Here is a 10,186-nt window from a genome sequence, read left to right on the forward strand (position 1 = left end):
GCGCCCGGATCGCCGCCAAGATCCTTGCACTGACCACCGCGATTTGGCACAACGACCACATCGGCGCCGCCATCCGTCGTTCACTCATCGCCTACGACCACTGAACCCCTTGGACTCACTCGTCTAGGGGTCGGACTCGATGAACTCCTCGCCCCGGTGTGGCAGGATCCTGAGTCGCGCTAGCGCCGATCAACTCTAGGGTTCGGCAGCCGGACTCCGGTGCGGCTCCACGTCTGAGACGTTGTGCGTCACCACGGTGAGATCGGGCCCCACACTCCATTTCGCCCCAGCGCTCGGCGGAGGCGCTTCGTCGGCCTATGCGGGCGGAATCCGTCAGTCGTCGACGGTCAGCGGGGTTCTAGATGTCACTGTTCACCCGATGTGGGGTTAGCCGGGTTCTATACGTCAGCATGCTGATATTCAGAACCCCGTTAACGCGAGGACGGGTCCAGGCGTGACATCCAGAACCCCGATAGCTACCCAAGTCAGACGGAATCAGCCCCGGTAACCGCGCGGCAACGCCGAGCGCCGCGTGTTGACTCGTTCTTCAGCGGCCGAGAGATCCCGTCAATAGGTGGCACCTCTGGGCGGAATCGCGTCCTCAGAACAGCAGGGTCGCCAGACGACGGCGGGCGCTCAGGACCACCTTCTCGGTGCGGCCGACCACCTCGAAGAGTTCGAGCAGACGCACCCGAACGACCTCCTTGGTCTCTGCCTCGGCCGAGGCGCCCAGGGCAAGCAGGCGGTCGAAGGCGGCGCCGGCCTCGCCCTGGATGATCTCCAGGTCAGCGGCGTCGAGCTGCGCGTCGAGATCGTCGGGGGCGGCCGACGCCTTGGCGACGATCTCGGCGGGGACGAAGGGGAGGCTGCGCGCCAGCAGCGACGCCTGGGCCCGCCCGGCGAGCACCTCGACGTCGTTGGGGGTCTCCTTGAGCAGCTCGTCGAACTCCTGGACCGCGCGCTCGTAGTCGCCGGCCTCCAGCGCGTCGTCGGCCTTGGCGAAGCGCGGGTTGGAAGGCGCCTCGGGCTCTTCGGTGCTCGCACCGGCGACCGGCTCGGCCCGTCCGGTGATGCCGTTGGCCACCGCCAGCTGCGCCACCTGGTCGAGCACGGCGGCGATCTCCTCCGCCGGCCGGGTGCCCTGGAACAGCGGAGCCATCTGGCCGCCGATCAGCGCGACGACGGTGGGCACGGCCTGGACGCCCAGGGCCTGCGCCAGCCGGGGCTGATCGTCGACGTCGACGCGCGCCAGCAGGAAACGCCCGCCGGCGCTGTTGACGAAGTCGGCCAAGGCCTGCGACACGGAGGCACCCGAGGGATCCCTCGGAGAATGGAACTCGACGATCACCGGGAACTGCGCCGACCTGGAGGCGATGGCCTGGAAGTCGGCCTCGGTCATCGCGGTCACATAGCTCGCTCCGCCCACGGGAGCGGCGGGGGCTGCGGTGGTCAACGAGGTGAGGTCGATCGCGCCGGGGCGAGAGAAGTTCTCTTGGGTCATGGCCCCCATCTTGCCGCATTCTTCAATGGCTAAGAGGCTCGACGGGAGGGTGACACCTCTCCGCAGAACCCACCGGAGGGTGGCAGACTATGGCCATGACACATGAGCGAGCAGGGCTGCTGGCCCAAGAATCCGACCTGATCGACGTCGATGCGGTGCTGGCTGCGTATTACGATCTGACCCCGGACCCCTCAAACCCGGATCAGATGGTGGTCTTCGGCACCTCCGGGCACCGTGGATCCAGCCTGGACACCGCCTTCAACGAACTGCACATCGCCGCGACGACGCAGGCCATCGTGGAGTACCGCGCCTCCCAGGGCACCACCGGTCCGCTGTTCATCGGCAAGGACACCCACGCGCTGTCGCTGCCGGCGTGGAAGACCGCCATCGAGGTGCTACGCGCCAACGACGTCGAGGTCTGCGCCGAGCGCGAGGACGAGTACACCCCCACCCCCGCCGTCTCCCGGGCGATCATCCGGCACAACCTGAACCCCGGCCCGCGCGCCGACGGCATCGTCGTGACCCCGTCGCACAACCCGCCGCGCGACGGCGGCTTCAAGTACAACCCGCCGCACGGCGGCCCGGCCGACTCGGATGCCACCTCGGTGATCGCGGCCCGCGCCAATGAGCTGATGGCCAGCCCGTCGGGCATCAAGCGCAAGTCGTTCGCGCAGGCTGACGCCGAGGTCAACCGCTACGACTACCGCACGCCCTACTGTGCGGAGCTGGAGCTGGTGCTCAACCTCGACGTGATCCGCTCCAGCGGCCTCGTGCACGGCGCCGATCCCATGGGCGGCGCGGCCGTGCAGTACTGGGAGTACCTGGCCGAGAACTCGGGGCTGCCGATCACCGTCGTCAACCCCAAGGTCGACCCCACCTGGCGCTTCATGACGCTGGACACCGACGGCAAGATCCGGATGGACTGCTCCTCCCCCAACGCCATGGCCTCGCTGGTCAACCAGCGCGACAAGTACTCGGTGGCCACTGGCAACGACGCCGACTCCGACCGGCACGGCATCGTCACTCCCGACTTCGGGCTGATGAACCCCAACTCCTACCTCGCGGTGGCGATCAACTACCTCTACGCGAACCGCCCCGGCTGGTCCCCCGACGCGGGCATCGGCAAGACGCTGGTGTCGTCGTCGATCATCGACAAGGTGGCAGCCAAGCTCGGCCGTCGCCTGGTCGAGGTGCCGGTGGGCTTCAAGTGGTTCGTGCCCGGCCTCACCGACGGCTCCATCGGCTTCGGCGGCGAGGAGTCGGCGGGCGCGTCCTTCCTCACCCTCGATGGCAAGACGTGGACCACGGACAAGGACGGCATCATCATGTGCCTGCTGGCCTCCGAGATCATCGCCACCACCGGCAAGACGCCCAGCCAGCACTACGCGGAGCTGGAGGCCGAGTTCGGCGCCTCGTCGTACGCCCGGGTGGACGCCGACGCCAACCGTGAGCAGAAGGCCCGGCTGTCGAAGCTCAGCTCGGAGGACGTCACCGTCACCGAACTGGCCGGAGAGCCGATCACCGCCGTCCTGTCGCACGCCCCCGGCAACAACGCGGCCATCGGCGGCATCAAGGTGACCACGGAGAGCGCCTGGTTCGCCGCCCGTCCGTCCGGCACCGAGGACAAGTACAAGATCTACGCCGAGTCGCTGAAGGGCGCCGATCACCTCGCCGAGGTGCAGGCCGCCGCCAAGCAGCTGGTGGATGCAGCCCTCGCCTGATCCCCTGCAAAGCCAGTGGCCCGGTCGTCTGCGGACGACCGGGCCACTGGTTTGTCTAGCGACTTGTCTATAGCGACGCGGTCAGGAGCGCCCCAGCGCGCCTGCCGTCGGACAGCGGAACTCTCGCGACGCGCCGATGCCCACCTCGTTCATGTAGCGGATCACGATCACCCACGCCTCGCGCAGGGTGGTCTCGGTGTAGGCCACGCCGTGCTTGCGGCAGTGTTCCCGCACCAGCTGGCGCGCGCGGAACAGGTGCGGGCGCGGCATGTTCGGGAACAGGTGATGCTCGATCTGGTAGTTGAGGCCGCCCATCAGCGCCGTCATCCACCAGCCGCCGGAGACATTGCGCGACGTCAGCACCTGCTTGTCGAGGAAGTCCAGCTTGGCGCCGTGCTCGACGATCGGCATGCCGATGTGGTTGGGGGCGAAGCTGCTGGCCATGTAGACGCCGAACACGGCGAGCTGGACGCCGAGGAAGGCGAAGGCCATGCCCACCGGCAGCACCCAGAAGAGGAAGCCCAAGTAGAGGACGAAGCGCAGGCCGATCAGGGTCAGCTCCAGCGCGCGCCCCTTGACCGGTCCCCGGGAGAACAGGCTGCCGATGGAGTCGCGGTGCATGTCGACGCCCGCGAGCAGCAGCAGCGGCAGGAAGAACCACCCCTGGCGCTGCACCACCCAGGCATGGAGGCCCTTGGTCTTGGCCGCGTCGTCGCGGGTGAAGGCCAATGCGCCGAGCGCGATGTCAGGATCCTTGCCCACCTTGTTGGGATTGCCGTGGTGACGCGAGTGCTTGTTCATCCACCACGAGTAGCTCATTCCGACGCCCACCGTCGCGACGATCCGGCCGAGCCGGTCGTTGGCCGGCCCGGTGGTCAGCACCTGGCGATGCGCCGCCTCGTGGCCGACGAAGGCGAGCTGGGTGAAGATCACCCCCAGCGCTGCGGCGATCAGCAACTGGAACCACGACTCCCCCAGCAACACCACGCCCGCGATCGCGCCCGCCAAGGCGACCACGAGCCCGCCGAGCAGCGCGAAGTAGAACCCTCGCGTGCGCCCGCTCAGCCCTTCGCTGCGAACCGCTTTCGCGAGTTCGGTGAAGCTGTTGGTGCGTTCCGCGAGCTCCGCGCGGATGCGCGCGCGTCGCTCGGAGAACGAGGGAGCGTTGGTACTGGTCACACGAGCCGCCTTTCGCTGATTCGCGGAACTGTCCCCGGTGGCAGCTCCCGAACTCTAGTTTCGCCAAGAGTAGGGGAACGCGCTGAGCAAGGTAGCGACGTTTCAGATCCCGGCGACCGGTGGTTGCCCGCAGATCGAGATGCTCTTGCCTCAACTTATCGATAGTCGTTAATATAACGTTTATCGATAAGTACCATCGACGTTCAAGGAGGAGCCATGGCCGCAACCGGCATCATCCCGGTCGTGCTCGTTGCAGCACTCGGTGTAGGAATCATGCTGAGCATCGTGTTGCGAGCCGGACGCAGTCTCCTCACGCTCGCCCGGGCGACCGCCTTCTTCGCGATCCTCACCCTCATCGGCACCGGGATCGGCCTCGTCGCGGGCGGAGCGCAGACCCTCTCCAACAAGCAGCTGGAGGTGACCGTTCCCGTCGTCGGGCCGGGACCGCGCCTGCCAGATGGCGTCGTGGATGCTACGACCGCAGCACACATCGTCGGAGGCAGCATCAGTCAGGCGACGTTGTCCGTGGAAGGGCTGTCACTGGCGACACGCCTGCTTCTCTTCGGGAACCAACTGATCTGGGCGATCACCATCGGGGCGATTGCGATCATCGCGCTGCGTGCTGCCCACGCGCTGCGCGACGGCGACATCTTCAGCTTCGGTCCGCGCGCCATCATGATCACCGCCGTGATCGTCGCGGTGGGCGGCGTCATCGGCTCGGTTCTCGGAGACATCGGCGACTGGCGCGCCGGCGTCGAGGCCCTCGACGTCAGCGGGTTCGGCGTGACGGGCCCACTGGTCGACGCCTTTGACCTCGAGATCTACGACACCGGACAGCAGTTCCTGGCCAACCACGGCTGGCTCGCCCCACAGACGCTGGAGATCACCATCCCGTTCTGGCCGATCAGCGTCGGACTCGCCTTGGCCATCATCGGAGCAGCCTTCCGCGCCGGGCAGCGGCTTCGCGGCGATGTCGAGGAGCTTCAGGACGACGTGCGGGGCCTCGTCTGATGCCTCCGGAGGACGACGGGCGGATTCACTGCCGCTTGACGGAACTGCTCGACGAACGGGGCATGACACTGACCGATCTCTCGCAGCAAGTGGGTGTCAGCATGGTGAACCTCTCGGTGCTCAAGAACGACCGAGCAAGGGCGATCCGTTTCTCGACGCTGACGGCCATCTGCGACGCCCTGGACTGTGACGTGGGCGACCTGCTGGTCGTCGTTCCGGAGTAGGCGCTAGGCGCCGTCGTCTTCGTCCTCGCTCGGAGACACCTCGACGCGCTGGCGCAGGCCCGCGCGCTGGATGATGCGCTGGATGACCTTGTCTCGGGCGTCGGGGCGTCCGACGAAGCGGATCTCACGCAAGCCCTGATCTTGGGCTGCGGTCTCGAAGATGAAGTGCCCGTAGCCCAGGATCATGCCGAGCAGGGTGCGCTGCATGGAGATGTCCAGGATGCGGCTCATCGGCATGGTGGCCATGTGCTGATCGAAGATGCCGTGCACGCGGAAGACCCTCATGTTGGTGACGACGAAACGGTCCATGTAGTTGCGGTGAAATCCCGCCAGGCCCCAGGTCAGCGAGACCAGGCCTGCGAGCAGGGGCAACCAGAACACCTGCGGCACGAAGATCATCAGCAGGAACAGCGGAATGGACAGCCCCATCAGACAGAAGTAAGGGAAGGAGGCCACCCAGTGCTTCTGCACCTCGTCGATGACCACCTCGTCCCAGAGGAGGCGACCGCGGACCTGGGGCTCCAGGAGGCGACCCAGAAGAGACACGAGCTATGCCGGGCTAGGCGGCCAGCGTCGAGAAGAACCGGATGATCGACTCGAATGCGCCGAAGAAGGTGCGCACCGCCTCGGCGGCCTCCTCGGGCCGTGTGAACAGGTAGTACAGGATGAAGGCAACAACAAGCACAATCAGGATCCTCTTGATCCACCCGACCATTGCGCCTCCTACGACTGGACACAGGCATACATGCCGTCCCAGTCTGCACGACAAGGGCCCTCACGTTCTAATGCGCGCCCGGCGTGTCTGCGCACAACCTCCCCTTCCGCCTTAACGAGCCCTGCCCGCGACCCACGGAAAGCGGTGTGCCAAGCTAAGCGACATGAACAACGAGGATCTTTTCATCTGCATCGATCACGTCGGCCTGGCCGTCCCCGACCTCGACGAGGCCATCAAGTTCCATAGCGAGGTTTTCGGCTGGCGCGAGCTGCACCGCGAGGTCAACGAGGAGCAGGGCGTGGCCGAGGCCATGATCGGCACCGGCGAGCAGGGTGAGGAGAATGCCAAGATCCAGCTTCTCGCACCGCTGAATGAGAACTCCACCATCGCGAAGTTCCTGGACCGCAACGGCCCCGGCATGCAGCAGCTGGCCTACCGCGTCGCCGACCTCGATCACGTCTCCGCGGTACTCAAGGAGCGCGGCATGCGCCTGCTGTTCCCCGAGGCCAAGCGCGGCACAGGTGGCTCGCGCATCAACTTCGTGCATCCCAAGGATGCCCGCGGGGTGCTGCTCGAACTCGTCGAGCTCCCGAAGGACTGACCCCTACGCCCCCCATCGACGGGGCGGGTACCGCGACATGGTGGTGCCTGCCCCGTCGGCGTTGTACAGGACTAGGATCGTGCTGAACGGTGCGGCTTGACCAAGCTTGACCAAGAAGGGATCCGTTGTGGCGGAAGATTTCGAGTCTGAGGAAACCGGACTCAACCTTTTCGACGAGCAGGCCTCCGCGGCCGGGAGCTTCCCGACGTCGGTGCTGGGGTACGACCGCCCTGCCGTCGACGGCTACGTGCGCGAGGTCGAAGGCAAAGTCAGCCAGCTACAGTTCCGCGTGCGGGAGTTGCGTCGCGAGATCGACTTCGTCAAGGCCGAGGTGGGCAGCAGCGAGTTCACCCGCCTCGGGGCCTTCGCCACGGGCCTGCTTCGCTCGGCCGAAGCCCAGGCCAAGGACATCGTGGACACGTCCGAGCACGAGGCGGAGCGGATCAAGACCGAAGCACGTCGCAGCGCCGCCGAGATCCGTCGCGTGGCCCAAGAGGAGGCCGACGACGTTCGCATCACCGGCCTTGCGGCGTTGCGGCAGCTGCGCCAGCAGCAGGCCGAGGCCGGGCAGGCGGCGCTCGACGAGGCCCGGGCGAGCGCCGAGCGCACTCTGGACGACGCCAAGGCCAGCGCCCGCACCCAGCTGGAGACCGCAGGCGCCCAGGCGATGAGCATCCTCGAGGCCGCCCGTATCGAGGCGGCCCGAATGCTCCAGGAGGCGCAACGCAAGGCCGAGGAGGTGCGTCTGGAGGCCAGCGCCGAGGCCGAACGCAGGCTTGCGAAGGTCGCGGAGGCGGCCCAGGCCAGCAAGCAGGCCGTGGCCGAGCAGGCGGCCCAGGCTGCGGAGGCCGCAGCAAAGGCGAGCGACGAGACCAATGCTGTGCACGAGCGCAATGCCGAGCTGGAACGCGAGGCCGTGGAGCATGCCGAGCAGACCAGAGTCGCCGCGACGCGCGAGGCCGAGGAGATCCTGACCGCGGCGCGGAACAAGGCCCGTGAGCTGCACGAGTCCGCCGAGCAGGAGGTGGCGTGGCGCAAGGAGCAGCTGGCACGGGAGATCGGCTCACTGGAGGCCCGGAAGGCAGCGGCTCTTGCCCAGCTCAGTAACCTCCGGGCCCTGGCCGAGCAGTCCAAGAGCGACTTCGGCTCGGAAGACACCCTGGTGATCTCTGAGTGATCTCAGGCGTGGCAGAGCGTGATGATCGGGCTGCCCCATCGTCGGTGCGACGCGGCGTCGGCCGGGCTTTGCTAGATTTGCCCGGTGAGATTGGTCATCGCGCAGTGCCAGGTCGACTACGCCGGAAGGCTTTCCGCCCATCTTCCGATGGCCAAGCGGTTGATTCTGGTCAAGGCGGACGGGTCCGTTTCGATCCACGCCGATGACCGCGCGTACAAGCCCCTCAACTGGATGTCGCCGCCCTGCGCGCTGAGCACGATCGATCCCGACGAGACGGAGACCGAGCTCGGCATCACGCAGGTCTGGCAGGTCAAGGCCACCAGCGGCGACACGCTGCGGATCAGCATCGCCGAGGTCATCCACGACACCGACCACGAGCTCGGCATCGACCCCGGCCTGCAGAAGGACGGCGTGGAGGCCCATCTCCAGGAGTTGCTCGCCGCGAATCCCACCACTTTCGGCGCCGGCTATCAGCTGGTGCGCCGCGAGTACCCCACCGCGATCGGCCCCGTTGATCTGCTGCTGCGTGACGAGACCGGAGCCCACGTCGCCGTCGAGGTTAAGCGACGCGGCGAGATCGACGGCGTCGAGCAGCTCACCCGTTATCTCGACCTGCTCAACCGCAATCATCATCTCGCTCCGGTGCGTGGCGTCTTCGCGGCCCAGCAGATCAAACCTCAGGCCAAGACACTGGCGCACGATCGCGGCATCGCCACCCTGCTGGTCGACTACGACGCGCTGCGAGGCCTCGACAACGACGAAGACCGACTCTTCTGATGGTGGCGCCCTGATGGCGAAGCGGCGTCCGAGCAAACACACCCGCCCGCACCGGCCGCTCAGCGCCGGCATGGCGGCCAGCAAGCGAACCGTGGGTGGGCGGGCCTACGTCGTCAAGCAGGTTTCGGGCGAGCGCGCCACCAAGAGCTACGTCTGCCCGGGCTGCCAGCACGAGGTGCGTCCCGGCATGGCGCACATCGTCGCCTGGCCCGATTCACCGCCGCTCGGCTACGAGGCCGGCGTCGAGGTCCGCCGGCATTGGCACACCGCATGTTGGGAGCGCACGAGATGACCCTGAACCACACGAGCGTCGGGCATGGCCCTCAGCCGCTGATCTTCCTGCACGGGCTGTTCGGGCAGGGACGCAACTTCTCGAGCATCGCGAAGGCCGTCGGCGAGCGGGCCAACAGCCTGCTGCCCGACCTGCCCAACCACGGCGCATCCCCCTGGACGATGGACTTCGACTACGACGAGCAGGCCGACCTGGTGGCCGCGTGGCTGCGGGAGCAGATCGACGGTCCGGTCGCTCTCGTGGGGCATTCGATGGGCGGCAAGATGGCAATGCGCCTGGCGCTGCGTCACCCTGAGCTGGTCTCCAAGCTAATGGTGGTGGACATCTCCCCTGCCGCGAACGAGGCCGTCGACCAGTTCCGTCACCTGGTCGGCGCCATGACGCGCTTTCCCCTGGAGCGGGTCTCCAGCCGCACCGAGGCCGAGCAGCTGCTCGCCGACGATGTGCCCGACGTCGGCGTCCGGCGCTTCCTGCTGCAGAACCTGCGCATGAAGGACGGAGCCTGGTGCTGGGCCGCCAATCTGGACCTGCTGGGCGACTCGCTGACCCTGGTCATGGGCTGGCCACCCACCGACGCCACCTACGACGGCCCCGTCGCCTGGGTAAACGGCGCGAACTCCGACTATGTGCGCCCCGAGCACGCCGCCCCCATGCGAGCCCTCTTCCCGCGCACCATCCAGGTGGCGATCAAGGGCGCCGGCCACTGGGTCCACGCCGACCAGCCGGAACGCTTCGTCGCCGTCCTTAACCACTTCCTGGACACCCCCACCGCCCCCTGACGAGCGAGCGCACCACCCACCTCTCCCGAGGGAGCGAGCCCCGGCCACCGACGCTCTTTGAGGTGCGAAGGCGCGGGGGCGTACTTCGAGACGCTCGTACCTCGCTCCTCAGCGTGCGGGCTGCTTCGCGGCCGCCTTGGGGCGGGAAAGTGTTGCTGCTGGGCGCCGGTGGGGTGCATGGTGGAGATAGGTGGCGCTGGGTTTGTCTT

The 10,186-nt window shown here is 67.2% G+C and carries 12 protein-coding genes and 1 pseudogene; 9 read left to right on the top strand and 4 right to left on the bottom strand.

Annotation, left to right across the window (positions count from 1 at the left end; all coding sequences use genetic code 11):
* Nucleotides 1-104 (top strand): annotated as a pseudogene (locus P0D62_RS18605) (IS982 family transposase); the annotation flags it as partial.
* A gap of 497 nt (nt 105-601) precedes the next feature.
* Here P0D62_RS18605 and P0D62_RS18610 read toward each other — a convergent pair.
* Nucleotides 602-1,501, bottom strand: coding sequence for a tetratricopeptide repeat protein (locus tag P0D62_RS18610; protein WP_275704035.1), 900 nt, complete (start codon nt 1,499-1,501; stop codon nt 602-604).
* 95 nt (nt 1,502-1,596) lie between these two features.
* Between P0D62_RS18610 and pgm the strand changes: the two genes are divergently transcribed.
* A complete protein-coding gene (pgm, locus tag P0D62_RS18615; RefSeq protein ID WP_275704036.1) occupies nt 1,597-3,222 on the top strand; it encodes a phosphoglucomutase (alpha-D-glucose-1,6-bisphosphate-dependent) in 1,626 nt (541 codons plus the stop codon).
* 81 nt (nt 3,223-3,303) lie between these two features.
* On the opposite strand, the gene P0D62_RS18620 is transcribed toward pgm, so the two are convergent.
* Nucleotides 3,304-4,401 (bottom strand): fatty acid desaturase family protein, encoded by a 1,098-nt coding sequence (locus tag P0D62_RS18620; RefSeq protein ID WP_275704037.1) that lies wholly within the window; start codon nt 4,399-4,401, stop codon nt 3,304-3,306.
* 216 nt (nt 4,402-4,617) lie between these two features.
* Between P0D62_RS18620 and P0D62_RS18625 the strand changes: the two genes are divergently transcribed.
* A complete protein-coding gene (locus tag P0D62_RS18625) occupies nt 4,618-5,412 on the top strand; it encodes a hypothetical protein (RefSeq protein ID WP_275704038.1) in 795 nt (264 codons plus the stop codon).
* Nucleotides 5,413-5,474: 62 nt separating this feature from the next.
* Nucleotides 5,475-5,636 (top strand): helix-turn-helix domain-containing protein, encoded by a 162-nt coding sequence (locus tag P0D62_RS18630; protein WP_319947021.1) that lies wholly within the window; start codon nt 5,475-5,477, stop codon nt 5,634-5,636.
* 3 nt (nt 5,637-5,639) lie between these two features.
* On the opposite strand, the gene P0D62_RS18635 is transcribed toward P0D62_RS18630, so the two are convergent.
* Nucleotides 5,640-6,182, bottom strand: a complete 543-nt coding sequence (locus P0D62_RS18635) for a PH domain-containing protein (protein WP_275704040.1) — start codon at nt 6,180-6,182, stop codon at nt 5,640-5,642.
* 13 nt (nt 6,183-6,195) lie between these two features.
* Nucleotides 6,196-6,351, bottom strand: coding sequence for a hypothetical protein (locus P0D62_RS18640; RefSeq protein ID WP_275704041.1), 156 nt, complete (start codon nt 6,349-6,351; stop codon nt 6,196-6,198).
* A gap of 163 nt (nt 6,352-6,514) precedes the next feature.
* On the opposite strand from P0D62_RS18640, the gene mce reads away from it, so the two are divergent.
* The 5 genes from mce to P0D62_RS18665 all read left to right on the top strand — a co-directional run bounded on the left by mce (nt 6,515) and on the right by P0D62_RS18665 (nt 9,977).
* Nucleotides 6,515-6,952 carry a methylmalonyl-CoA epimerase gene (mce, locus tag P0D62_RS18645; protein ID WP_275704042.1) on the top strand — a complete coding sequence of 146 codons (438 nt, stop codon included), beginning with the start codon at nt 6,515-6,517 and terminating at the stop codon, nt 6,950-6,952.
* 127 nt (nt 6,953-7,079) lie between these two features.
* Nucleotides 7,080-8,129 (top strand): DivIVA domain-containing protein, encoded by a 1,050-nt coding sequence (locus P0D62_RS18650; protein WP_275704043.1) that lies wholly within the window; start codon nt 7,080-7,082, stop codon nt 8,127-8,129.
* A gap of 84 nt (nt 8,130-8,213) precedes the next feature.
* Nucleotides 8,214-8,906: an endonuclease NucS gene (gene nucS / locus P0D62_RS18655; RefSeq protein ID WP_275704044.1), complete on the top strand. Its 693-nt coding sequence runs from the start codon at nt 8,214-8,216 to the stop codon at nt 8,904-8,906.
* A 13-nt stretch (nt 8,907-8,919) separates the two neighbouring features.
* Complete coding sequence (locus P0D62_RS18660; protein ID WP_275704045.1) at nt 8,920-9,198, top strand: hypothetical protein; 279 nt, start codon at nt 8,920-8,922, stop codon at nt 9,196-9,198.
* Nucleotides 9,195-9,977 (top strand): alpha/beta fold hydrolase, encoded by a 783-nt coding sequence (locus tag P0D62_RS18665; protein ID WP_275704046.1) that lies wholly within the window; start codon nt 9,195-9,197, stop codon nt 9,975-9,977. The genes P0D62_RS18660 and P0D62_RS18665 overlap by 4 nt, the downstream gene beginning before the upstream one ends.
* Nucleotides 9,978-10,186 lie beyond the last annotated feature (209 nt).

The sequence above is a fragment of the Tessaracoccus caeni genome (assembly GCF_029211185.1).
Taxonomy (GTDB): Bacteria; Actinomycetota; Actinomycetes; order Propionibacteriales; family Propionibacteriaceae; genus Arachnia; species Arachnia caeni.